The organism is Planococcus rifietoensis (genome assembly GCF_001465795.2).
Taxonomy (GTDB): domain Bacteria; phylum Bacillota; class Bacilli; order Bacillales_A; family Planococcaceae; genus Planococcus; species Planococcus rifietoensis.
In genome coordinates this window covers 2,429,852-2,455,126 of sequence record NZ_CP013659.2, presented here as the reverse complement: position 1 = coordinate 2,455,126, position 25,275 = coordinate 2,429,852, and the positions used below count along the sequence as shown (strand labels likewise).

Annotated in this window: 22 protein-coding genes; 21 read left to right on the top strand and 1 reads right to left on the bottom strand. The window is 49.5% G+C overall.

Translation table 11 applies throughout. The features are described from left to right. Nucleotide 1 precedes the first annotated feature (1 nt). The 8 genes from AUC31_RS12145 (at nt 2) to AUC31_RS12110 (ending at nt 12,158) form a co-directional block, all read left to right on the top strand. Complete coding sequence (locus AUC31_RS12145) at nt 2–1,195, top strand: acetyl-CoA C-acetyltransferase (protein WP_058382936.1); 1,194 nt, start codon at nt 2–4, stop codon at nt 1,193–1,195. A gap of 2 nt (nt 1,196–1,197) precedes the next feature. Further along, complete coding sequence (locus tag AUC31_RS12140) at nt 1,198–2,049, top strand: 3-hydroxybutyryl-CoA dehydrogenase (RefSeq protein WP_058382937.1); 852 nt, start codon at nt 1,198–1,200, stop codon at nt 2,047–2,049. A gap of 18 nt (nt 2,050–2,067) precedes the next feature. Then, nucleotides 2,068–3,204 (top strand): acyl-CoA dehydrogenase, encoded by a 1,137-nt coding sequence (locus AUC31_RS12135; protein WP_058382938.1) that lies wholly within the window; start codon nt 2,068–2,070, stop codon nt 3,202–3,204. A gap of 17 nt (nt 3,205–3,221) precedes the next feature. Further along, nucleotides 3,222–4,361: an acyl-CoA dehydrogenase gene (locus AUC31_RS12130; protein WP_058382939.1), complete on the top strand. Its 1,140-nt coding sequence runs from the start codon at nt 3,222–3,224 to the stop codon at nt 4,359–4,361. A gap of 15 nt (nt 4,362–4,376) precedes the next feature. Further along, nucleotides 4,377–5,018 carry a TetR/AcrR family transcriptional regulator gene (locus AUC31_RS12125; RefSeq protein WP_058382940.1) on the top strand — a complete coding sequence of 214 codons (642 nt, stop codon included), beginning with the start codon at nt 4,377–4,379 and terminating at the stop codon, nt 5,016–5,018. 5 nt (nt 5,019–5,023) lie between these two features. Further along, the gene (icmF, locus tag AUC31_RS12120; protein ID WP_058382941.1) at nt 5,024–8,275 is read left to right on the top strand and encodes a fused isobutyryl-CoA mutase/GTPase IcmF; all 3,252 of its coding nucleotides are present in this window, start codon (nt 5,024–5,026) and stop codon (nt 8,273–8,275) included. A 1,402-nt stretch (nt 8,276–9,677) separates the two neighbouring features. Continuing rightward, a complete protein-coding gene (gene rpoE, locus AUC31_RS12115; RefSeq protein WP_058382942.1) occupies nt 9,678–10,283 on the top strand; it encodes a DNA-directed RNA polymerase subunit delta in 606 nt (201 codons plus the stop codon). A 276-nt stretch (nt 10,284–10,559) separates the two neighbouring features. Continuing rightward, nucleotides 10,560–12,158: a CTP synthase gene (locus AUC31_RS12110; protein WP_058382943.1), complete on the top strand. Its 1,599-nt coding sequence runs from the start codon at nt 10,560–10,562 to the stop codon at nt 12,156–12,158. A gap of 94 nt (nt 12,159–12,252) precedes the next feature. On the opposite strand, the gene AUC31_RS12105 is transcribed toward AUC31_RS12110, so the two are convergent. Beyond that, a complete protein-coding gene (locus AUC31_RS12105) occupies nt 12,253–12,738 on the bottom strand; it encodes a DUF2529 family protein (RefSeq protein WP_058382944.1) in 486 nt (161 codons plus the stop codon). A 70-nt stretch (nt 12,739–12,808) separates the two neighbouring features. Between AUC31_RS12105 and AUC31_RS12100 the strand changes: the two genes are divergently transcribed. The 13 genes from AUC31_RS12100 (at nt 12,809) to rpiB (ending at nt 25,274) form a co-directional block, all read left to right on the top strand. Continuing rightward, on the top strand, nt 12,809–13,168 hold the full coding sequence (locus AUC31_RS12100; protein WP_058382945.1) for a response regulator: 360 nt from the start codon (nt 12,809–12,811) through the stop codon (nt 13,166–13,168). An 87-nt stretch (nt 13,169–13,255) separates the two neighbouring features. Then, entirely contained in the window at nt 13,256–14,119 is an 864-nt protein-coding gene (locus AUC31_RS12095) for a class II fructose-bisphosphate aldolase (protein WP_058382946.1), read from the top strand. A 57-nt stretch (nt 14,120–14,176) separates the two neighbouring features. Beyond that, on the top strand, nt 14,177–14,827 hold the full coding sequence (fsa, locus tag AUC31_RS12090) for a fructose-6-phosphate aldolase (RefSeq protein ID WP_058382947.1): 651 nt from the start codon (nt 14,177–14,179) through the stop codon (nt 14,825–14,827). A 26-nt stretch (nt 14,828–14,853) separates the two neighbouring features. Beyond that, nucleotides 14,854–16,152, top strand: coding sequence for a UDP-N-acetylglucosamine 1-carboxyvinyltransferase (locus tag AUC31_RS12085; protein ID WP_058382948.1), 1,299 nt, complete (start codon nt 14,854–14,856; stop codon nt 16,150–16,152). A gap of 73 nt (nt 16,153–16,225) precedes the next feature. Next, a complete protein-coding gene (glpX, locus tag AUC31_RS12080; protein WP_058382949.1) occupies nt 16,226–17,191 on the top strand; it encodes a class II fructose-bisphosphatase in 966 nt (321 codons plus the stop codon). Nucleotides 17,192–17,307: 116 nt separating this feature from the next. Further along, the gene (rho, locus tag AUC31_RS12075) at nt 17,308–18,591 is read left to right on the top strand and encodes a transcription termination factor Rho (protein ID WP_058382950.1); all 1,284 of its coding nucleotides are present in this window, start codon (nt 17,308–17,310) and stop codon (nt 18,589–18,591) included. A 150-nt stretch (nt 18,592–18,741) separates the two neighbouring features. Continuing rightward, the gene (rpmE, locus tag AUC31_RS12070) at nt 18,742–18,957 is read left to right on the top strand and encodes a 50S ribosomal protein L31 (protein WP_058382951.1); all 216 of its coding nucleotides are present in this window, start codon (nt 18,742–18,744) and stop codon (nt 18,955–18,957) included. Nucleotides 18,958–19,110: 153 nt separating this feature from the next. After that, the gene (locus AUC31_RS12065) at nt 19,111–19,704 is read left to right on the top strand and encodes a thymidine kinase (RefSeq protein ID WP_058382952.1); all 594 of its coding nucleotides are present in this window, start codon (nt 19,111–19,113) and stop codon (nt 19,702–19,704) included. A 281-nt stretch (nt 19,705–19,985) separates the two neighbouring features. Continuing rightward, complete coding sequence (gene prfA / locus AUC31_RS12060) at nt 19,986–21,065, top strand: peptide chain release factor 1 (protein WP_058382953.1); 1,080 nt, start codon at nt 19,986–19,988, stop codon at nt 21,063–21,065. Beyond that, complete coding sequence (gene prmC / locus AUC31_RS12055; protein WP_058382954.1) at nt 21,052–21,927, top strand: peptide chain release factor N(5)-glutamine methyltransferase; 876 nt, start codon at nt 21,052–21,054, stop codon at nt 21,925–21,927. The genes prfA and prmC overlap by 14 nt, the downstream gene beginning before the upstream one ends. Nucleotides 21,928–22,015: 88 nt before the next feature. Continuing rightward, complete coding sequence (locus tag AUC31_RS12050) at nt 22,016–23,005, top strand: L-threonylcarbamoyladenylate synthase (protein ID WP_058382955.1); 990 nt, start codon at nt 22,016–22,018, stop codon at nt 23,003–23,005. A gap of 1,199 nt (nt 23,006–24,204) precedes the next feature. Further along, entirely contained in the window at nt 24,205–24,639 is a 435-nt protein-coding gene (locus tag AUC31_RS12045) for a low molecular weight protein arginine phosphatase (RefSeq protein ID WP_058382956.1), read from the top strand. A gap of 197 nt (nt 24,640–24,836) precedes the next feature. Beyond that, the gene (gene rpiB / locus AUC31_RS12040) at nt 24,837–25,274 is read left to right on the top strand and encodes a ribose 5-phosphate isomerase B (RefSeq protein ID WP_058382957.1); all 438 of its coding nucleotides are present in this window, start codon (nt 24,837–24,839) and stop codon (nt 25,272–25,274) included. Nucleotide 25,275 lies beyond the last annotated feature (1 nt).

The window sequence follows — 25,275 nt, the reverse complement described above, 5'->3', positions numbered from 1 at the left end:
AATGGCAAAAACGGTCATCATTGATGGAGCACGCACAGCATTCGGAAAATTTGGCGGGTCACTCAGTTCATTCACGGCAAGCGACCTCGGAGCAGCAGCGATCAAGGAAGCGCTCCAACGTTCGCAAGTAAATCCTGAAGATGTGCAGGAAGTCATCATGGGCAATGTCTTGCAGGCAGGACAAGGGCAAATCCCATCCCGTCAGGCAGCTAAAAAAGCTGGCATTCCTTACCACGTGAAATCTGAAACGATCAATAAAGTATGTGCATCCGGTTTGCGCTCTGTCACGTTAGCAGACCAAATCATCCGCTTAGGAGACGAAGAATTGATCGTCGCAGGCGGCATGGAATCGATGTCGAACGCGCCTTACTATTTGCCAAAAGCACGCTTCGGCCTTCGAATGGGCGATTCACAAGTCGTAGATGGCATGGTCCATGACGGCTTGTCGTGTTCCTTCCACCCGGACAAAGTGCATATGGGCACATATGGCAACTCGACGGCAGAAACCTTCGAACTGACACGTGAAAGACAAGACGAATGGGCAGCACGTTCCCACGAACGAGCAATTAAAGCGCGCGATCATTTTTCAGAAGAAATTACGGCGATGGAAGTGCCTCAGCGTAAAGGCGATCCAATTACTGTCGATCAGGATGAAGCGCCGCGTGAAGGCACAACATCTGAAGTGCTGGCGAAACTGCGCCCGGCATTCGGCAAAGATGGCACGATTACCGCCGGCAACGCACCCGGAATCAATGATGGAGCAGCAGCACTCGTATTGATGAGTGAAGAACGCGCACAAAAAGACGGGAAATCCGTATTAGCTCATGTCGTAGGGCATACAGAAGTCGCGGTCGAACCGCATCGTTTCCCGGAAACACCGGGGCTCGTCATCAATGAATTACTCAAAAAAACTGGCAAAACATTAGAAGAAATCGATCTGTTTGAAATCAACGAAGCATTCGCTGCAGTGGCGCTGGCGAGTTCGAAAATTGCTGGCCTTGACGAAGAAAAAGTCAACGTCAACGGCGGATCTGTCGCACTCGGCCATCCGATCGGTGCAAGCGGGGCGCGCATCATCTTGACGCTCGCTTATGAATTGAAACGCCGCGGAGGCGGCATCGGAATCGCCGCAATCTGCTCGGGCGGCGGACAAGGCGATGCTGTAATGATCGAAGTACCGAAGGAGGAAAACTAAAGATGTCTATCCAAAACGTCATGGTCATCGGAGCCGGCCAAATGGGCTCCGGTATCGCGCAAGTCTGCGCACAAGCTGGATTTAACGTAAAACTGAACGATATGAAACAAGAAGCCTATGATCGAGGCATTGCCAACATCACAAAAAATTTGTCACGCAATGTCGAAAAAGGGCGCATGACTGAAGACGAGAAATCGCAAGTGCTCGGCCGCATCCAATCTTCTTTGGATCTAAAAGACGCGCATGATGTCGACATCGTCATCGAAGCCGCTGTCGAAAACATGGAGATCAAATCGACGATCTTCAAAACCTTGGATGAAGTGGCACCGAAACATGCCATTCTCGCATCGAACACCTCTTCACTGCCAATCACCGAAATCGCAGCAGCGACGAATCGCCCGGAACAAGTCATCGGCATGCACTTCATGAACCCGGTACCGGTCATGAAACTGGTCGAAATCATCCGCGGTCTGGCAACGACGGACGAAGTGTATCAGGCAGTCGAAGACATGACGGTGAAATTATCGAAAACGCCAGTCGAAGTAAACGACTTCCCTGGATTCGTTTCGAACCGCATTCTGATGCCGATGATCAATGAAGCAATCTTCACGCTGCAAGAAGGCGTCGCAACGAAAGAAGCGATCGATGAAGTGATGAAGCTCGGCATGAATCATCCGATGGGTCCGCTTCAACTGGCTGATTTTATCGGCTTGGATACGTGCCTTTACATTATGGAAGTGCTGCACGAAGGTTTCGGCGACAGCAAATACCGTCCAAGCCCGCTCCTGCGCCAATACGTGAAAGCCGGCTGGCTCGGCAAAAAGACCGGACGCGGTTTCTACGAATACAACTAAGATTTAGGGGGAGCCTTAATGGACCTGCATTTTACAGATGAACAATTAATGATGCGCAATATGGTGCGCGATTTTGCAAAAGAAGAAATTATGCCTTTTATCGAACGCATGGAAGAAGGCGAATTCCCGACGGATATCATCAAGAAAATGGGCGGGCTCGGACTCATGGGCATCACCGCGCCTGAAAAATACGGTGGCTCGGAAATGGATTTCACTTCTTATATCACGGCCATCCACGAACTGTCTAAAGCAAGCGGTGTCATCGGGGTCATTCTGTCGGTTCATACTTCGGTCGGCACTAACCCGATCATCAATTTTGGGACAGAAGAGCAAATTGCAAAATACGTTCCGAAATTGGCAACGGGCGAATATTTAGGTGCCTTCTGTTTGACGGAGCCATCCGCCGGATCCGATGCAGCGGCGTTGAAAACACGTGCTGTTAAAAAGGATGGAAAATATATCCTGAACGGTTCGAAAGTCTATATCACCAATGGCGGCGAAGCCGATACGTATATCGTGTTCGCATCGACCAATCCGGAAGCAGGCCCTCGCGGAATTTCCGCCTTTATCGTGGAAAAAGATTTCCCAGGGTTTGTTGTCGGAAAAGATGAAAGAAAAATGGGGCTGCACGGTTCGCGGACTGTGCAATTGACGTTTGAGAATATGGAAGTGCCGGCTGAAAACCTGCTTGGGGAAGAAGGCAAAGGCTTTTCGATCGCCATGGCGAACTTAAATGCCGGGCGCATCGGCATTGCCGCACAAGCTTTGGGCATCGCAGAAGCTGCATATGATTACGCAGTAGCTTATGCAAAAGAGCGTGAACAGTTCGGAAAACCAATTGCCCAGCAACAAGGCATCGGGTTCAAACTTGCCGATATGGCGACGCAAGTCGAAGCGGCTAAACTGCTCGTCTACAACGCAGCCGATATGTATGCAAAAGGTATCGAGTGCAATAAGGAATCGTCAATGGCGAAGCTGTTCGCTTCAAAAGCGGCGATGGACATCACGACGGAAGCCATCCAAGTTTACGGCGGCTACGGCTACACGAAAGACTATCCGGTCGAGCGTTTATTCCGCGACGCCAAAGTCACGGAAATCTATGAAGGCACGAGTGAAATCCAGCGCATCGTCATCAGCAAACAACTACTAAAATAATTGGGGGAAATGACACAATGAACTTTCAACTATCTGAAGAACATAAAATGATCCGCAAAATGGTTCGCGACTTCGCGAAAAACGAGGTTGCTCCGACAGCAGAACAGCGCGACGAAGAAGAAAGCTTCGATATGAAAATCTTCCATCAAATGGCGGAACTCGGCCTGACAGGCATTCCCTGGCCGGAAGAATACGGCGGCATCGGTTCGGATTATTTGGCGTATTGCATCGCGGTTGAAGAATTGTCCCGCGTAGACGGTTCTGTCGGCGTTATTCTTTCTGCCCATACTTCACTTGCAGGATGGCCGGTCTATACATTCGGAACGGAAGAGCAAAAGCAAAAATACTTGCGCCCAATGGCAGAAGGCACAAAAGTCGGCGCTTACGGACTCACTGAACCATCTGCAGGGTCAGATGCAGGAAGCATGAAAACGAGCGCCAAAGAAGATGGCGATCACTACGTCTTGAACGGGTCGAAAATCTTCATCACAAACGGCGGCATCGCTGATATCTACGTCGTTTTCGCCGTGACTGACCCAGACTCAAAACATAAAGGCACAACAGCGTTCATCGTCGAGAAAGATTTCGAAGGCTTCTCTGTCGGCAAGAAAGAGAAAAAACTTGGGATTCGTTCGAGCCCGACAACTGAAATCATCTTCGACAACTGCCGTGTGCCGAAAGAAAACGTGCTCGGCGAACTTGGCCAAGGCTTTAAAATTGCTATGCAGACGCTTGATGGCGGACGCAACGGCATCGCAGCACAAGCTGTCGGCATCGCACAAGGCGCAATGGACGCAGCAGTCGACTACGCAAAAGAGCGTGAACAATTCGGCAAGCCAATCGCAGCGAACCAAGGGATTTCGTTCAAGCTTGCGGACATGGCGACATCGATCGAAGCATCACGCCTGTTGACGTATCAAGCGGCATGGCTTGAGTCGAATAAATTGTCCTACAGCAAAGAATCCGCCATGGCAAAATTGATGGCTGGCGATACAGCAATGAAAGTAACAACAGAAGCGGTTCAAGTCTTCGGCGGCTACGGCTACACGAAAGATTACCCGGTTGAGCGTTTCATGCGCGATGCGAAAATTACGCAAATCTACGAAGGCACACAGGAAGTCCAGCGTTTGGTCATTTCCCGTATGGTCACAAAATAAACGGAGGGTCGGCCCATGACAAAAAAGCGTGAAATTCAGTCCTCCGTGAAAGACGAAAGCCTGATTGAAAAGCGCCGTGAACAGATGATCAGCGGCGCTGTCACGCTTTTTAAAGAAAAGGGCTTTCACCGGACGACAACGAGGGAAATTGCAAAAGCAGCCGGTTTCAGCATCGGTACATTGTATGAATACATCCGCACAAAAGAAGACGTGCTCTATCTTGTGTGCGACTCAATCTACGACGAAGTCAACGCACGGCTTGACCGGTTGGATTTGGAGGAAGGATCGCTCGAGACGCTGGTCAAAGCACTCGAGCAATACTATACATTGATTGATGATATGCAGGATGAATTCGTCGTCATGTACCAGGAATCCAAATCCTTGCCCAAAGACGCGCTGCGTTATGTATTGAACAAGGAACTCGAAATGACGGCCTTGTTCGAACGGCTTCTGGCGAAATGCGCCGCGTCAGGGGAATTGTCCCTGTCGCAAAAAGAAATTGTTCTGGCCTCCCACCATTTGTTCGTACAAGGGCAGATGTGGGCGTTCAGGCGCTGGGCGCTGGATGAGTACACCATTGGGGAATTTATTGAAATGCAAACGAAGTTTCTGCTGCAGGGGATGGCAGGGGAAAAAATCACGATACAGGGGGCTTGATTATAATGGCTACAATTCAAGAAAGCACGACGTACCAGCCGAATCATCATATCCGGTTTGTAACCGCGTCCGCTCTTTTTGACGGTCACGATGCATCGATCAATATTATGCGCCGGATTTTACAGGCGAACGGTGTAGAAGTCATTCATCTCGGGCACAACCGCTCGGTGGAAGAAGTTGTCAATGCAGCGATCCAGGAAGATGTCCAAGGAATCGCCATTTCGTCTTATCAAGGCGGCCACATGGAATACTTCAAATACATGTATGACCTGCTACAAGAACGTGGAGCTGGGCATATCCAAATTTACGGCGGTGGGGGCGGAGTTATCTTGCCGCGTGAAATCCGCGAGCTGGAAGATTACGGCATCGCCGGCATCTTCTCTCCTGAAGACGGGCGTAAAAAAGGATTGCAGGGCATGATCGCGGAAATCGTCGAGAAATGTGATTTTTCGACAGCGAAAGAAGATGTCTCGCTCGATGAGATGTCCGCTGACAATCCGGTAGCGCTGGCAAATGTCATCACAACCGCTGAAGAAGCGCACACGAGAAATCTCGACACAACCGAATTGATGAAAGCAGTACGTGAAAAATCGAAAAACACGCCGGTTCTAGGGATCACCGGAACAGGCGGAGCCGGGAAAAGCTCGTTGACGGATGAGTTGATCCGCCGCTTCTTGACGGAATTGCCGGGCAAGAAAATCGCCATTTTATCGATTGACCCGACGAAACAAAAAACCGGCGGCGCGCTGCTCGGTGACCGCATCCGCATGAACGCGATATTCAATAAGCGTGTCTTTATGCGCAGCCTCGCCACACGTGGGTCGAGAACTGAATTGTCCGCTGCAATCGGCGATGTGCTGGATGTCGTGAGAGCGGCAGGCTTCGATTTGATTGTCGTGGAAACGAGCGGCATCGGGCAAGGCGACGCTGAAATCGCAGGCATTTCCGATGCTTCGATGTACGTCATGACGAGTGAATTCGGTGCGCCGACACAGCTCGAGAAAATCGATATGATCGATTACGCCGACCTCATCGTCATTAATAAATTCGAGCGCAAAGGCTCAGAAGATGCACGCCGCCAAGTGCAGAAACAATACCAGCGCAGCCACTTATTATGGGACAAGGACCTGGACGATATGCCGGTATATGGCACCATCGCCAGCCAGTTCAACGATAAAGGGACGAATGCCTTATTTGCGGCACTCGTCGGCACCCTTAACGAAAAATGCGGCACCGATTGGGAAACGAGCTACGAGGCGTTCGCTAAAACACAAAAAGAAAACTTAATCATTCCAAATGACCGCCGTTATTACTTGCGGGAAATTACGGAAACAGTGCGCGGCTACCACGCGAAAAGCGCAGAGCAAGCTTCATTTGCCCGCCGCTTGTTCCAGCTGGAAGGCGCCATAGAAGAAGTTAAAAACAACGCGCCGAACGACGCACTGGTCGACTCGTTGGAATCACTTGCTGCAGGTGTGCGTGATGAATTAACCGCAGAGTCAAAACGAATTCTCAACAATTGGGAGTCCTTGCAGTCTGATTATGCAGGCGATGAACTTGTCACTAAAGTGCGCGATAAGGAACTGCGCACTTTGCTGCGGACTGAAAGCTTATCAGGCATTAAAATTCCAAGAGTGGCATTGCCGAAATTCAAGGATTACGGCGAAATCTTGCGTTGGGTCTATGCTGAAAACGTGCCGGGTGCATTCCCGTATACAGCTGGCGTATTTCCATTCAAACGCGCCGGCGAAGATCCAAAGCGCCAGTTCGCGGGAGAAGGAACTCCAGAACGCACGAACAGAAGATTCCATTATTTGTCAAAAGGTGACGACGCTAAACGCTTATCGACCGCTTTTGACTCGGTAACCTTGTATGGAGAAGACCCAGACCACCGTCCTGATATTTACGGGAAAGTCGGCGAATCGGGAGTTTCCATCTGTACGCTTGAAGACATGAAGAAATTGTACGACGGTTTTGATTTATGCTTGCCTTCAACATCTGTATCGATGACCATCAATGGGCCTGCACCAATTATTCTTGCCATGTTCATGAACACGGCAATCGACCAGCAAGTGAAAAAACGCGAAGAAGAACTTGGACGTACATTGACGGTCGAAGAATTTACGGAAGTTCGTGAAGCCACTTTGCAAGTCGTGCGCGGAACGGTCCAAGCGGATATCCTGAAAGAAGACCAAGGGCAGAACACGTGCATCTTCTCGACGGAATTCGCACTTCGCATGATGGGCGATATCCAGCAGTACTTTATCGACCACAAAGTGCGCAATTATTACTCCGTATCGATTTCCGGCTACCATATAGCAGAAGCAGGCGCGAACCCGATTTCCCAATTGGCGTTCACTTTGTCAAACGGCTTCACATACGTTGAGTATTATTTGAGCCGCGGCATGAACATCGATGATTTCGCACCGAACTTGTCGTTCTTCTTCTCGAACGGCCTCGATCCGGAATACACAGTCATCGGGCGAGTGGCACGCCGCATCTGGGCGGTTGTTATGCGCGATAAATACGGCGCCAACGAACGCAGCCAGAAACTGAAATACCACGTTCAGACCTCCGGCCGCAGCTTGCACGCACAGGAAATCGATTTTAACGATATCCGCACAACTTTGCAGGCACTCATGGCATTGCAGGATAACTGCAACTCGCTCCACACGAACGCTTATGATGAAGCGATCACGACGCCGACAGAAGAATCGGTGCGCCGTGCGATGGCCATCCAGATGATCATCACAAAAGAACATGGGTTATCAAAAAATGAAAATCCGTTGCAAGGTGCGTTTGTCGTCGAAGAATTGACTCAGCTGGTCGAAGAAGCTGTCTTGACGGAATTCGACCGCATCGATGACCGCGGCGGTGTTCTTGGCGCAATGGAAACACAATACCAACGCGGCAAAATCCAGGAAGAATCCATGCATTATGAAATGAAGAAGCATACCGGCGAATTGCCGATCATCGGGGTCAACACATACTTGAACCCGAACCCGCAATCGGACGATGACATCAATGCGATGGAAATTGCCCGTGCGACGCAAGAGGAAAAAGAAGCGCAAATCAACAATTTGCGTTCGTTCCAGGAGCGCAACCCATCAGATGAAGCCTTGGAACGCTTGAAGCGAGTTGCGAAAACCGGCGGCAATATTTTTGAAGAGCTCATGGAGACAGTCAAAGTCGCAAGCCTTGGCCAAATCACCACAGCACTTTACGAAGTAGGCGGCCAGTATCGCAGAAATATGTAAGATTCCTCCCTTTGCCTGGAAACAGGCGAGGGGATTTTTTTGTGATGCTTGAGCTCAAATAGTCATCCATTAATTCTATTGGAGGCGACTGCTTAATTGGACTTGATAGCGAGATGTGTCGATCATTGTTTATTTCATCTTTAAATCGCCGCCTCCCGCTTGGGGCTGGCCTCTCGCAATGAGCCAAGAAGAACGCTTGTCTCATTGCTTCGGCTCGCCCTTGTGCGCGGTTCGACTTTTAGATTTCATTGGATGTTGCATGCGAGGAAGTATCGCTGTTAATTGTTTTCATCCGCGTGTGGTGACGCTTAGTTGGACTTGATAGCGAGATGTGTCGTTCGTTGTTTGTTTCATCTTTAAATAGCCGCCTCCCGCTTGGGGCTGGCCTCCCGCAATGAGCCGAGAAGGACGTTCGTCTCATTGCTTCGGCTAGCCCTTATGCGCGGTTCGGCTGATAAATTTCGTTGAAGTTTTTGTGTGAGAAAGCGTCTGTGTTCATTCGTTTCATCCGTTTGTGGGTGCCGCTTAGCTGGACGGGAGTGTGTGGAGTGAGTTGGACGAGTGAGCGAGGTGAATGGTTCGTTGATTATTTCTTCACAAATCAATCGCCTCCCGCTTTGGGCTGGCCTCTTGCAATAAGCCAAGAAGAGCACTTGTCTCATTGCTTCGGCTAGCCCTTGTGTGCAGTTCGGCTGATAGAACTCCCTATATTTTGCGTGTGAGGAAGTGTCGCTGTTAGTTGACTTCATCCGCTGGTGACGACGCTCAATTGAACTTGATAGATATGTAGATGCTTAGTGACTATTCAATTTATACATTAGAATGTGTCCAAAACTGTCCACACTAATTTCAATGAAAGATGAACTTTATTTCCACACTACACTTAGAGATGAAGCGAAAAGGGGCGACTCTGGAGGGATCAGGACGAGCTGAAGACCCTGGACTGAGCGTCAGCGAGGGAAGCGGCTGAAGCCGGCCCCCTCAGAAAGCGTCCCCTTGCAGCGCAATCTCCGGCACAAACATTTTCTATACAAAAATCCAATGCATTCCACTGCTTGACACATTTCATTCATCACAATAGCAACAAATGGAATCATCCGGCACTTCGGTCGATTTGGCGGTGCAAGTCCGTTATAATGAAAGAAGTTGAAACTCTAAAGAAAAGAGATGGATGACACCATGCCCAAAGCTGCCCATTACGCCATCATCATTGCAGCGGTCGTGCTGCTTATTGTACTGTACAATAGAGCACTCGGCTCGATACCGTTTTTAATCCTGTCCGCCTACTTTTTCTATTTCGGGTGGGATCAGCTTATGCGCAGAAAAAAGAAATCCCGGTAGCGGACAGCAAGGACTTTGTATATAATGGATTAAGTTACGATACAAGAAGGGACGTGCACGAATGAACATCCGTGAATTAACGAAAGAAGAATTGCTAGAAGAGTCGTTCGTCGACTTAACATATGCCATTTTGGAAGAAACCAAAGAAACGAAAACTTTTTCAGAGCTAGTCGCTGAATTGCAGCAATTGATCGGCCTCTCCGAAGAAGAGATGAAAGCGCATCTTGCACAGTATTACACTGACATGAACATTGATGGCCGCTTCCTGATCCTTGGCGAAAACCGCTGGGGCCTTCGCGAGTGGTATCCGGTCGAGCAGATCGAAGAAGAATCTGCACCGACGGTCAAAGCCCGCAAGAAGAAGAAATCGAAATCGACGGACGATGACTTCGACGATATGGATCTCGAGTTGGAAGACGAACTGGACTTCGAAGATTTCGGCGAAGACGATGGCGATGTTTCTTCGGACGACGACGATGACGATGATGATGACGACGAAGTGGCTGTCAAAGCACCGGTCGTTGATCTTGATTTTGATTCGACAGATGATGACGACGATGTCGATGAAGTGGAAGATGTCGGCGTACTCGTAGAAGACCTTGATGGCAACATCATCGACGAAGAAGATGACGAAGAGGAAGAAGAAGAAGAGGATGGGCTGAAGTAGTCTGAACTTTTTTTCACCTTGACGGAAATGGCTGTACAGGATAAGATTTTACTGGGCTCCTTAAAATAGGAGAGATGATTCGTATAGCTAACGCGCTCCCCCTGCACGCTTTGCAGGAGGAGCGCTTTTTATTTTTTTAGTGCTGCCGATCGGTGGCAAAGACCCGTGCCATCCGCTCTTTTGGATGGCCGAAGCTTTTTCTGGCTGAACACGATTCGGGACTGCAAGTTGTAGAACGATCACATTTTATTTCATTACTCGAGGAGGAAACAGAGCATGACAAAGTATATATTCGTAACAGGTGGAGTGGTTTCATCATTAGGCAAAGGGATCACGGCAGCTTCTCTTGGGCGCCTTCTGAAAAACCGCGGCCTTAGCGTCACGATTCAAAAATTCGATCCATATATCAATATTGACCCAGGTACGATGAGTCCTTACCAGCATGGGGAAGTATTCGTGACCGACGACGGCGCGGAAACGGATTTGGACCTTGGCCACTATGAGCGCTTTATCGACATCAACTTGAACAAATATTCGAACGTGACAACAGGGAAAGTCTACTCGACGGTCATTCAGAAAGAACGCCGCGGCGATTATTTGGGCGGCACTGTCCAAGTCATCCCGCACATCACGAATGAAATCAAGGACCGCCTATTGCGCGCAGCGAAAACGGCTCAAGCCGATGTGGTTATCACGGAAATCGGCGGAACGGTCGGCGATATCGAGTCGCTGCCATTCCTAGAAGCGATCCGTCAAATGCGTTCGGACCTTGGCCGCGAGGAAGTCATGTATATCCACTGTACATTGATTCCTTACTTGGGCGCTGCAAAAGAAATGAAAACGAAACCGACACAACACAGCGTAAAAGAATTGCGCAGCCTCGGCATCCAGCCAAACTTGATCGTCGTGCGCACGGAATATCCAGTGCCTCAGGACATGAAAGATAAAATCGCATTGTTCTGCGACATCAAATCCGAAGAAGTCATCGAATCCCGCGATGTTGACGTCATCTATGAAATGCCGCTTCGTTTGCAGGAGCAGCATATGGACCAAATCGTCTTGGATCATTTCGGCATCGAAGCGCCAGAAGCGGACATGACCGAGTGGAACGAACTCGTTGAGAAAGTGAAATCCTTGAAGAAATCCGTTAAAATCGGCCTTGTCGGCAAATACGTGGAACTTCAAGATGCTTATATCTCCGTCGTGGAATCGTTGAAGCACGCCGGTTTCGCATTCGATTCAGATATTGAAGTCGATTGGATCAACGCAGAGCACGTCAACGCAGAAAATGTAGCTGAAACGCTCAAGGATTGCGACGGCATCCTTGTGCCGGGCGGATTCGGCGACCGCGGCGTAGAAGGAAAAGTCCTTGCAACGCAATACGCACGCGAAAATAAAGTGCCGTTCTTCGGCATCTGCCTCGGCATGCAACTTGCTTCTGTCGAGTATGCACGCAATATCATGAACTTAGACGGCGCACATTCGTCTGAACTCGACCCGAAAACTTTGTACCCGGTCATCGATTTGCTGCCGGAACAAAAAGACATCGAAGATTTGGGCGGCACATTGCGCCTTGGCTTGTACCCAGCGAAGCTCGACAAGACTTCGAAAGCGTATGAAGCATACGGAGAAGAGCTCGTTTACGAAAGACATCGCCATCGCTACGAGTTCAACAATGAATTCCGCGAACAGTTCGAAAAAGCCGGCTTCAAATTCACAGGCACGAGCCCGGATGGCCGCCTGGTTGAAATCATCGAAGTTGCCGATCACCCTTGGTTTGTCGCTTGCCAGTTCCACCCGGAATTCATCTCGCGCCCGAACCGCCCGCAGCCATTGTTCCGCGAGTTTGTTCGCGCATCTTTGGACAATCAGTAATCAGCACGTGAAAAGCCGCTTCATTTCCTGGAAGGCAGGCATCGATCAGATGAAAAAGCCTTCCCCATTCCAGGGAAGGCTTTTTTGCGGCTCGTCAATCTGTGAGCATTTCATCGATTGTTAACTTGACTGCATGATACACGTACAAAGCGCCGAGCCCGTGGGGAATCATGATGCGCCCGCCGGCTTCGCCCGGCAGCAAGCCCTTGTCGATGTTCATGGAGAGAAAGACGTCCGCTGTTTCATTGCCGTGGCTTTCGGCTGTCAGCATCGCAAACGGAATGGCGCGCCCGGCTAACTCATCGGCCAATGAGTCGCCTTCGTCTTTTCTGGCTAGGATCCACACCCGGTCTGCCGTCGACAAGTCAGCAGTTGGGTCGTAGCGAACCGCTGATTCGAGCGTTTCAGGGCCGTTCAAAGCACTGGCTGTGACAGCTTCGAGTTCGCCAAAAGCAGCCAGATGGATGCGGCCTTCGCCAATGATTGCTTGGGTGAGAAGCCGGGCTGTATCTTCGATGGCCTCTTCTTCCTTAGCGAGGCGTTGGAACAGTCCAGTCAATTGTGTCGTCAATATTTTCAAATGGGTTCACCTCAAAACGAGTATAGCAGAATGAGCTGCTCTTCGAAAAAGGTGGAAAGGAGAGGCTGATGTGAGAAAGATTCTAATAGTAGATGATCAACAAGGCATCCGCCTGTTATTGAAAGAAGTATTCGAGCGGGAAGGATACGAGACCTTGATTGCCGGGAGCGGAAAAGAAGCATTGGAACTGACGGAAGAAACGTGTCCCGATATGGTGCTGATGGATATGAAGATGCCGGGCATGGATGGCATCGAATTGCTGAAGCGGCTAAAGAAGCGGCGGCATGATTGCAAAGTGATCATGATGACGGCTTACGGCGAAATGGGCGTGATTGAAGAGTCGATGAATTGGGGAGTGGTGCGTTATTTCACCAAACCCTTCGATGTTTTCGAATTGCGCGATGCCGTCCGCGAGCTGATTGGCGATTAAACAGGCACCGAGTGGCGAAATAGCGCCATTTTTGATATAGTGAAAAAGATATTGGGCTTGTGCCTATTCTGAGGAGGAAAAATAATAATGCCATTAGTTTCGATGAAAGAAATGATGATAAAAGGTAAGAAGGACGGTTATGCCATCGGGCAATTTAACCTGAACAACCTGGAATTTACACAAGCGATCCTGCAGGCGGCGGAGGAAGAAAAATCCCCGGTCATTTGCGGTGTCTCAGAAGGTGCAGCACGCTATATGGGTGGATTCACGACTGTCGTACATATGGTGAAAGGCCTGATGCATGATTACAATATCACAGTTCCGGTCGCTATCCATTTAGATCATGGTTCCAGTTTTGAAAAATGCAAAGAAGCGATCGATGCAGGTTTCACATCAGTCATGATCGATGCATCGCATCATCCATTCGAAGAAAATATTGAAATTACGCGCAAAGTGGTTGAGTACGCTCACGCTAAAGGCGTTTCCGTGGAAGCGGAACTAGGAATAGTTGGCGGCCAGGAAGATGACGTGATTGCAGAAGGCGTCATCTACGCTGACCCGAAAGAATGTCAGACGCTTGTCGAACAGACAGGCATCGATTGCCTAGCGCCAGCGCTCGGCTCGGTCCACGGGCCATATAAAGGCGAACCAAACCTCGGATTTGCCGAAATGGAAGAAATTTCACAGCTTTGCGACGTGCCGCTTGTCTTGCACGGTGGAACAGGGATCCCGCTAAAAGACGTTCAACGTGCGGTTTCACTAGGTACATCGAAGATCAACGTCAATACGGAAAGCCAAATTGCCGCATCGAAAGCCATCCGCGAAAAATTGGCATCGGATGCAGACGTCTACGATCCACGTAAATACTTGACGCCGGCTCGCGATGCCATCAAAGCAACTGTTATCGGTAAAATGCGCGATTTCGGAAGTTCACAACAAGCAAATTCATAAAAACTTGGGAAGAGAGGCGAATCCGTCTCTTTTTCCACATACAGGAGGAAACCATACATGAAATTTTTCATTGATACAGCAAACTTCGACGAAATTAAAGAAGCGCACGCGTGGGGCATTCTGTCAGGCGTCACGACTAACCCATCGCTTGTCGCAAAAGAAAAAGATGTCTCGTTCCACGACCGTCTGAAAGAAATCGCCGACCTTGTCGACGGATCGATCAGCGGAGAAGTCATCGCACTTGATTCAGAAGGCATGATCAAAGAAGGCCGTGAATTGGCTGAACTTGCGCCAAACATCACAGTGAAATTGCCAATGACTCCGGAAGGCTTGAAAGCATGTGCGGTTCTTGCCGGCGAAGGCAAAAAAGTCAATGTTACCTTGATCTTCAGCGCCAACCAAGCGCTTCTTGCAGCACGCGCTGGAGCAGCATACGTTTCCCCATTCCTTGGGCGCCTTGACGACATCGGGCACAACGGCATGGATTTGATTGCACAGATTGCTGAAATTTTCGCAATCCACGACATCGATTCAGAAATCATCGCCGCTTCAATCCGCCATCCGCAACACGTGACGGAAGCAGCGCTAAATGGCGCGCACATCGGCACAATGCCGATGAAAGTGCTTGAAATGATGTTCAAGCACCCGTTGACGGATAAAGGCATTGAAGCATTCCTAGCCGATTGGGAAACCCGCTCTGTGAAATAAGGCTGACAGGGAAAAGGAGAAATACAATGGACGTTTATAAAATTAAAGGCGGCAAACGCCTGTCCGGAACGATTAAAGTTAACGGTGCTAAAAACAGCGCCGTGGCTTTGATCCCGGCTTCGATACTGGCGAATTCACCAGTATCGATTGAAGGTTTGCCAGAAATATCCGATGTTTGGACATTAAAAAGTATTTTGGAAGAAATTGGAGGATCCGTCACATTCGAAGACGGCGTCATGCAAATCGACCCGACTGAAATGGTCGACATGCCGCTGCCAAACGGCAACGTCAAGAAATTGCGGGCTTCTTACTATATGATGGGCGCGATGCTTGGTCGTTTCAAGCACGCAGCGATCGGCCTTCCAGGAGGTTGTTTCCTCGGGCCGCGCCCGATCGACCAGCATATTAAAGGCTTCGAAGCGCTTGGTGCAAAAGTGACCAACGAGCACGGAGCGATTTATTTGCGTGCTGACGAACTGCGCGGTGCGAAAATCTACCTCGACGTCGTTAGCGTAGGCGCAACCATCAATATCATGCTCGCTGCCGTGCGCGCGAAAGGGCAGACGGTCATCGAGAATGCGGCGAAAGAGCCGGAAATCATTGACGTCGCGACGCTCTTGACCAATATGGGCGCGAAAATCAAAGGCGCTGGCACCAACGTGATCCGCATCGAAGGCGTAGATGAATTGCACGGCACCAACCATACGATCATTCCTGACCGCATCGAAGCGGGTACATTCATGATCATGGCTGCTGCAGCCGGCGACGGCGTGACGATCGATAACGTCATTCCTTTCCATATGGAAGCCTTGACTGCGAAGCTTCGTGAAATGGGCGTCGAAGTTCAGGAAGATGAAGAATCGATCCATATCCCGAAAACTGAGAATTTGCAGCCGATTGACGTGAAGACTTTGGTTTATCCAGGATTTGCGACCGATCTCCAGCAGCCGTTCTCGGTCTTGATGACACAAGCTCACGGATCTTCCATGATCACCGACACCATTTATTCAGCGCGCTTCAAACATATCGATGAGCTGCGCCGCATGAATGCGGTTGGGCGTGTCGAAGGGCGCGCGGCCATCATCACTGGGCCGACTCCGTTGAATGCAGCGACTGTGGTCGCTTCCGATCTGCGCGCAGGAGCAGCACTTGTCATCGCCGGCTTATTAGCAGAAGGCGAAACGGAAGTGCGTGAGATCTATCACATCGAACGCGGCTACTCGAACATCATCGAAAAGCTGCGAGGCCTTGGGGCTGACATTCGCCGAGAAACGATCGATCCCGTGGCGAGTGGGAAGTCCGACCTCAGTTCCGACGTGAATTGACTCGCTAAAGGCGTTTGCATATATGCTACAATATAGATGGCATATACAAAGATTGAACGGAGGAAATTGAATTATGGAACGAAGTCTTTCGATGGAATTAGTGCGAATCACAGAAGCGGCAGCAATCGCCTCTTCAAAATGGATGGGCCGCGGCCTGAAAAATGAAGCGGACGATGCGGCAACGGAAGCAATGCGGACCGTATTCGATACGATCCCGATGCGCGGAACCGTCGTCATCGGCGAAGGCGAAATGGACGAAGCACCGATGCTCTATATCGGTGAACAACTTGGTTCAGGCGACGGCCCGGAAGTGGATGTCGCGGTCGATCCTGTAGAAGGCACGAACATTGTCGCTGCCGGCGGTTGGAATGCGATTGCCGTGTTGGCAATTGCAGACCGTGGAAATTTACTCAATGCACCGGATATGTATATGGACAAAATTGCGGTCGGCCCTGAGGCTGTCGGCAAAATTGACATCAATGCAACGGTCATCGACAATTTGCGCGCAGTCGCTAAAGCGAAAAACAAGGATATCGAAGACGTTGTTGCCACGATTATTGACCGCCCGCGTCATGCACAGATTATCAAGGAAATCCGCGATGCGGGAGCACGCATCAAATTGATTACTGACGGCGATATCGCCGGTGCGATCAATACAGCTTTTGACCAAACGGGCGTCGACATCCTATTCGGCATCGGCGGAGCTCCGGAAGGGGTTATTTCAGCAGTCGGATTGAAATGCCTCGGCGGTGAATTTCAAGGTAAGCTGGTTCCTCAAGATGACGAGGAAAGACAGCGCTGCTTAGATATGGGCCTTGAAGTCGATAAAGTATTAATGATGGATGACTTGGTCAAAGGCGACGATGCCATCTTTGCAGCGACAGGGATCACTGACGGAGAACTTCTTCGCGGCGTTCAGCTGAAAGGATCGTTTGCCGAAAGCCATACCTTGGTCATGCGTGCAAAATCCGGCACGGTTCGTTTTGTCGAAGGGCGCCACAGCCTCAAGAAAAAACCGGATCTTGTCATGAAAGATTGATTTCCATACTCCAAACCTGAGTCCGGCTTTATGCCGGGCTCCTTCTTTAATGACTCCAGAACAAGAGAAATTCCCCAGAAATTCTGAAACTAATGATAAGTGTGGTGTCCAACTAGATGGCAACGATGACAATTTCTGCATTGGAAAATATGACGCTCAAAGAGCTTTATAATCTGGCAAAAGAATACAAGCTGAACAATTACAGCAAACTGACGAAAAAAGAATTGATTTTCGCCATTTTGAAAACCCGTGCGGAACAGGAAGGCTTCTTTTTCATGGAAGGCGTCCTGGAAATCATCCAATCGGAAGGCTTCGGGTTCCTCCGCCCGATCAATTATTCACCGAGTTCACAGGACATTTATATTTCTGCTTCCCAGATCCGCCGATTCGACCTTAGAAACGGCGACAAAGTATCTGGAAAAGTGCGTCCGCCAAAAGAAAATGAACGCTATTTCGGGTTGCTTCAAGTAGAAGCCGTCAACGGCGAAGACCCGGAAGTCGCAAAAGAACGCGTCCATTTCCCAGGCTTGACGCCGCTGTACCCGGATCGCCATATCCGCCTTGAAACCGGGCCGGAACATTTATCCACACGTATCATGGATCTTGTGTCGCCGGTCGGTTTCGGCCAGCGCGGTTTGATCGTCGCACCGCCAAAAGCCGGTAAAACGATGCTGTTGAAGGAAATCGCCAATGCTGTAACGACCAATCACCCGGAAGCGGAACTGATTGTGCTGCTGATCGATGAGCGGCCGGAAGAAGTGACGGATATCGAACGCTCGGTCGACGCCGATGTGGTATCTTCGACTTTCGATGAAGTTCCTGAAAACCATGTCAAAGTAGCCGAGCTCGTTCTAGAACGCGCCATGCGCCTTGTCGAACACAAGCGCGATGTCGTCATCTTGATGGATTCGATCACACGGTTGGCACGCGCGTATAATTTGGTCATTCCGCCAAGCGGCCGTACGCTTTCCGGCGGGATCGACCCTGCCGCATTCCACCGCCCGAAACGCTTTTTCGGGGCAGCGCGCAATATCGAAGAAGGCGGCAGCTTGACGATCCTCGCGACAGCACTTGTCGATACGGGATCTCGAATGGACGAAGTCATCTACGAAGAGTTCAAGGGCACCGGCAATATGGAGCTGCATCTTGACCGCAGTTTGGCGGAACGCCGCATTTTCCCGGCGCTCGATATCCGCCGTTCAGGCACACGCAAGGAAGAATTGTTGATGGATCCGGAACAACTTGATAAACTATGGACTATCCGCAAAACCTTCTCGGATTCGCCGGACTTTACTGAGCGCTTCATGAAAAAACTCAGCCATTCGAAGACCAATGAAGAGTTTTTCGGCCAATTGCCGAGAGACGGCAAATCATCGCGCGCTCCGAGAAAGACGATTTGATTGCTTGCAAAAGCGTATAAGTTTTGATATGATTATAAGAGTGAAACAAAACAGTACTATTGCATATACGGCCTAACGAGCCGTGTAAGGCAATAGGCAAAATAGATTAAACTCTGTTCCAGATGGTTCAGGGCGGGAGGAGAAAATATTATGAAAACAGGTATTCACCCAGAGTACAAAAAAGCAACAGTGACTTGCTCATGCGGCAACTCATTCGAAACAGGTTCAGTAAAGGAAAACATCAACGTTGAGCTTTGCTCAGAATGTCATCCATTCTATACTGGACGTCAAAAATTCGCAGCTGCAGATGGCCGCGTAGACCGTTTCAACAAAAAATACGGCCTCAAAGAAGAAATCAACAACTAAGTCACTATTATACCCGTCCGTCGCGAAAACGCCGGATGGGTATTTTTTTTCGTCAAAGAACGGAAAAAATCAATTACATAGCAGAAAAATGATAGGCATACCCACCGTTTTTGGTATGATATTAACAGTAAATGTTTGAAAGGGGTCTCCACTATGTACGTCATGAAACAGACCGGATGGGTCGAGTTGATTTGCGGAAGCATGTTTTCCGGGAAATCGGAAGAGCTGATCCGCCGTATTCGCCGCGCGCAATTCGCCAAGCAAAAAATCGCGGTATTCAAGCCAAAACTGGATAACCGCTATAGCGAGGAAGCGGTCGTCTCCCATAACGGCACCACTGTCATCGCACTGCCAATCGGGCATTCCGGTGAGATGAAAGAATATATAACCGACGAATTTGATATCATCGCCATCGACGAAGCACAATTCTTTGATATGGAAATCGTCGACCATGTGCAAAAATTGGCCGATCATGGCTTCCGTGTGATTGTTGCAGGCCTCGACCAGGATTTCCGCGGCGTGCCGTTCGGTCCGATGCCGTCCCTATTGTCGATCGCGGAGCAAGTGACCAAATTACAGGCTGTTTGCACGGTCTGCGGATCTCCCGCAAGCCGTACGCAGCGCCTGATCGACGGCAAGCCCGCCGGTTCGGATGACCCGATCATCCTGGTCGGTGCTTCCGAAGCTTACGAACCGCGCTGCAGACATCACCACGAAGTTCCAGCCGGTGTTACGGTTACAGAATAAAAAGCACCAATTAGTTGAAGAAGCGTTTATATAAACAAATCACAGACCTTAAGAAATCAATGGACTTAAATTTTTGTTGTGTTTTTTGAGAAAAGATATGAAGCGAAATAGCGCAGACTCTTGGGGGAGCAGCGAAGTACTGAAATCCATTGGGGCGCCTAGCCCGAATTAGTTCAGTGCAAGCACCCCGGAAAGCCAGCTATTTCGCGGAATATCGTAAACAATGAAATCTTATGCACAGAGTTATCGACTTTATATAGAAGAAACTAGAGGTGAAAACAATGTTTGACCGTTTACAGTCTGTCGAAGACAGATACGACCGTCTCAACGAAATGTTGAGTGACCCGGATATTGTCAAAGATACCAATAAGCTGCGCGATTACTCCAAAGAACAATCCGATCTGCAGGATACTGTGGAAACTTATCGTGAATATAAGGATGTCCAGACGCAATTGGCCGATTCAAAAGCCATGTTTGAAGAAAAAATGGATGCCGATATGCGCGAAATGGTCAAAGAAGAAGTCGCAGAACTCGAAGGGCGTTCAAAAGAATTGGAAGAACGCCTCCACATCCTATTGATTCCAAAAGACCCGAACGATGATAAAAACGTTATCATGGAAATCCGCGGCGCAGCAGGCGGAGATGAAGCGGCCCTATTTGCAGGCGATTTGTTCAAGATGTATTCCCGTTTTGCCGAAGCCAACGGATGGAAAGTCCAAATCATGGACTCGAACCCAACGGAAATCGGTGGATTTAAGGAATTGGTCTTTATGGTGACCGGTAAAGGCGCTTATTCCAAGCTGAAATACGAAAACGGCGCCCACCGCGTCCAACGTGTTCCTGAAACCGAATCCGGGGGACGCATCCATACTTCGACAGCAACGGTCGCATGTTTGCCGGAAGTGGAAGAAGTGGAAGTCGATATTCACGATAACGACATCCGCGTCGATACCTATGCATCATCAGGTGCAGGGGGCCAATCGGTTAATACAACGATGTCGGCGGTGCGCTTGACGCATTTACCGACGAATATTGTCGTCACATGCCAAGATGAGAAATCCCAGATCAAAAATAAAGCGAGCGCCATGAAAGTCCTGCGCGCCCGTGTATATGAAAAATTCCAGCAAGAAGCACAAGCTGAATATGATTCCGTACGTAAATCCGCTGTCGGTACAGGTGACCGTTCAGAGCGCATCCGCACATACAACTTCCCGCAAAACCGTGTGACGGACCATCGCATCGGATTGACCATCCAGAAGCTGGATCAAATCCTGCAAGGCAAGATGGATGAAATTGTTGACGCCCTGGTGATCGATGAACAATCAACGAGGATGGAGAGTTTGAACAATGAACAAAGTTGAAACCTTAACAACAGTGGAATTCGTCTATGAAGCCCTTGAGCAAGCGACAAGCTATTTAAAGCAATACGGCCGCGAAGAAACGGCTGCCCGCATTTTATTGCAGCATGAACTCGGAGTGGATTACTCCGGTTTGGTTGCGGCGATGCGCGAGACAATCGAAGAACGCCAATTTGAAGCCTATTGGTCCAATGTTGAAGAACTGGTTGAAGGCGTACCGGTCCAACATTTGACTGGCGTTGAACAGTTTTACGGGAGAACTTTCCAAGTATCTCCAGCCGTCCTCATTCCACGCCCGGAAACAGAAGAGCTGATTGAAGAAACCTTGAAGCTGAAGCGTGAGCTATTCGGCACGGAAGAAGTGCAAGCAGCGGATATCGGAACAGGAAGTGGAGTCATTGCAATCACTTTGAAATGCGAATTGCCGGAAGCGGAAGTGATGGCGACGGATATTTCGGAAGAAGCTTTGTTTATGGCTGAACGCAATGCTGAAACTTTGAATGCGGATGTCCATTTTGCAAAAGGGGATCTAGCAGCGCCGCTTGCGGGGAGAAAATGGGACATCATCCTGTCGAATCCACCGTATATCGCTCATCACGAAGCGCCAAGCTTGTCTGATACCGTTCGTGAATTCGAGCCGCATGAAGCGTTGTTCGCTGACCGTGACGGGCTTGCTGCTTATGAAACATTGGCAGAGCAGGTGCCGGAATTGATCAGCCGTCCTGGCATCATCGCGCTTGAAATCGGCAGCAGCCAAGGAGCTGCCGTAACGGAGTTATTCCAAAAAGCCTTGCCTGAAGCACGTGTCTATTGCAAAAAAGATATCAACAAACATGACCGCATGGTATTTTGTATTTTAGAGTAATTTGTGCACAAATCACCTGATTTTAAGGGGTGTTATCCACAAAATGTGGATATTGTCGCCAAAACCTTATTGTACTGGAGATGTTTAGGTGGAAACGAAAACAATTCTTGTGGATGAACATGTGAATAACGATGAAAGTTATGCACAAGCTGTGGATTATATACGTGGAGGGGAAGTCGTCGCATTTCCGACCGAAACCGTTTACGGCCTCGGTGCGGATGCGATGAATGCGACTGCTGTCGATAAAATCTTTGCAGCGAAAGGCCGCCCGACCGACAATCCATTGATCGTTCACGTGGATTCCAAAGAAACCGCCTTGGAGTATGTCGAAGATGTTCCGGAAAAAGCGCTGCAATGCATGGACGCTTTTTGGCCGGGAGCACTGACTTTGATCCTGCAGGCGAAACCGGATACCTTTGCTTCTAACGTAACAGCAGGCTTGCCGACGGTAGGCATTCGCGTGCCGAACCATCCAGTTGCGTTGAACTTATTAAAACGTTTGAAGCGGCCCGTCGCAGCTCCTAGCGCGAATACAAGCGGAAAACCGAGTCCCACTATGGCTGGGCATGTCTATTTCGACATGGACACCAAGATTCCGCTTATCTTGGACGGCGGCCCGACACAGGTCGGCATCGAATCGACGGTTCTCGATATGACGAGCGCACCGCCAGTCATTCTGCGCCCAGGGCAAGTGACGAAAGAACAATTGGAAGAAGTGATCGGGACTGTCCGTTTGTCTTCCGAGACAAAAGGCAATACACCAAAATCTCCCGGCATGAAGTATGCCCACTATGCCCCGGCTGCCCCGCTTTATTTGATCGAGCACAACAGCAAGCTCATCGAAAAAGCGATCGACCATATCCACGGCAAGAAGAAAAAAATCGCAGTGCTGAGCCGCGAAGATTTCGAGACAGCGGATTATTGCTTCCCGCTCGCTGTGGATAAGTTATACGACAGCCTTCGCAAATGTGACCAGACGGATGCTGATTTGATCCTGGCATGCGTGTTGCCTGAAAATGAAGACGCTGCACTGATGAACCGCCTGGAAAAAGCAGCGGACCATAAATGGTTCAGCTGACTCAAGCAAATGAATTAGATGACAGTATATAAAGCCACTGGGAAATTTCCTAGTGGTTTTTTTGTTATTTGAAATTTAGGGAGTAGGGTGAGATTCCGTTGCAAGGAGCAAGCTTGGGGCCTGCAGGATGCAGGTCATGCAGCTGACGCGACAGGACGTCGCGTGTTCAGCTGCCCGGGGATGTGTCGGGTGTTGAGACGCTTCTCTCACTGATATGGAAAGCGTTGCTCCCACATCTGCTCAACCCTCGCCATCCATTCGCCCCTTTCCGCTCCATCTCTAGGTTTAGAAAGTAAATCAAATGTATCTGGCACTGGAATTAGTTTGAATAGTTTTGTTCAGCTTTGTAAGTTCAAATTGAATAGTCACGGCAACTTCATAACTATCAAGTCTAGCTAGGCGTCCCCACCAGAAGATGAAAACAATTAATATAGTGATACGTCTTCGGACGTAACATCCGATGAAATCTAAAAGCCGAACCGCGCACAAGGGCGAGCCGAAGCAATAAGACAAGTGTTCTTCTTGGCTCATTGCGGGAGGCCAGCCCCAAGCGGGAGGCGACTCCTTGGCGAAGAAAAGATCAATGAACAATCCATTTCACTCTCAAGTCCCGCTAGGCGACGATACCAGCGGATGCATCCAATCAACAGCGATGCTTCCTCGCACACAACATCCGATGAAATCTAAAAGCCGAACCGCGCACAAGGGCGAGCCGAAGCCATGAGACAAGTGTTCTTCTAGGCTCATTGCGGGAGGCCAGCCCCAAGCGGGAGGCGACTCCTTGGCGAAGAAAAGATCAATGAACAATCCATTTCACTCTCAAGTTCTGCTAGGCGACGATACTAGCGGATGCATTCAATCAACAGCGATGCTTCCTCGCACACAACATCCGATGAAATCTAAAAGCCGAACCGCGCACAAGGGCGAACCGAAGCAATAAGCCAAGTGTTCTTCTTGGCTTATTGCGGGAGGCCAGCCCCAAGCGGGAGGCGACTCCTTGATGAAGAAAAGATCCATGAACAATCCATCTCGCTATTAAGTCCAGCTCTCCATAACGACTCTATACATGCTAACCCAATCCGCATCCATACAATAGCTCGATAAAATGCGGTATAATAATAGGTAGACACACGCTAATCTGGAGAGTTCATTGAACGTAAAAGATGGCGACACAGAAGCTTGGATAAGGGGGGGATTGGATGAAGATTTTATTCGTCTGCACGGGAAATACGTGCCGCAGCCCGATGGCGGAAGCGATTGTGCACACCCGTAACATGGAAGGCATGGAAGCCCGCTCTGCAGGAATCTATGCAGGGCAAGCACCGCTGTCAGCCAATGCGCAAAAAGTATTGAGCGAGCAGTCCATCGAATTCGACCATATTTCGAAGCCGTTGGACCCGCGTGATGTGGAATGGGCGGAGCTGATCTTGACGATGACCTACTCGCACAAGATGACGCTCATGCAATACTATCCGGAAGTAGCCACAAAGCTGCACACCGTGAAGGAGTTTGCGGAAGGGACGACTGGCGATGTCAGCGATCCTTATGGCGGTTCCTTGTCGGATTACCGCAAGACGTATCAAGAGCTGGAGCAATTGATCGACAAGATGGCAAAGCAATTAGACATCACGTAACTGGAAAGAGCTGTCCAAGAGCATAAATGCATGTGCTTCAGGACAGCTCTTTTCGATTGCCGGCCGCGAGGATTTCAGTTGCAGAAAGCAGGCATGAGGAAGTAACATGGAACTGTTCAAAAATGTTAGAATTAAATAAAAGCGGCGGCGCTGATTTAAGAACTGTCCGCTAAATGAAAACGAAAAGAGGGTTAATCATGAGAATAGCAATTTCATCAGACCACGGCGGCAATAATCTGCGCAAGGAGATTGTCAACCTATTGAACGAGCTGGGCATTGAATACAAAGACTTCGGTCCGCAAACGGACGACTCTGTCGACTACCCGGATTATGCACAACCGGTAGCGGAAGGTGTCGCCAGCGGAGAATTTGATAAAGGCATTTTGATTTGCGGGACAGGGATCGGCATGTCGATTTCCGCCAATAAAGTAAAAGGCATCCGCTGCGCGCTTGTCCACGATGTATTCAGCGCAAAAGCGACGCGTGAGCATAACGATTCGAATGTCTTGGCGATGGGTGAGCGTGTCATCGGGCCAGGACTCGCGAAAGAAATTGCGAAAACATGGCTGACGACTGATTTTGAAGGCGGCCGCCACGAAAACCGCGTACAGAAAATCAGCGCACTCGAAAACTAAG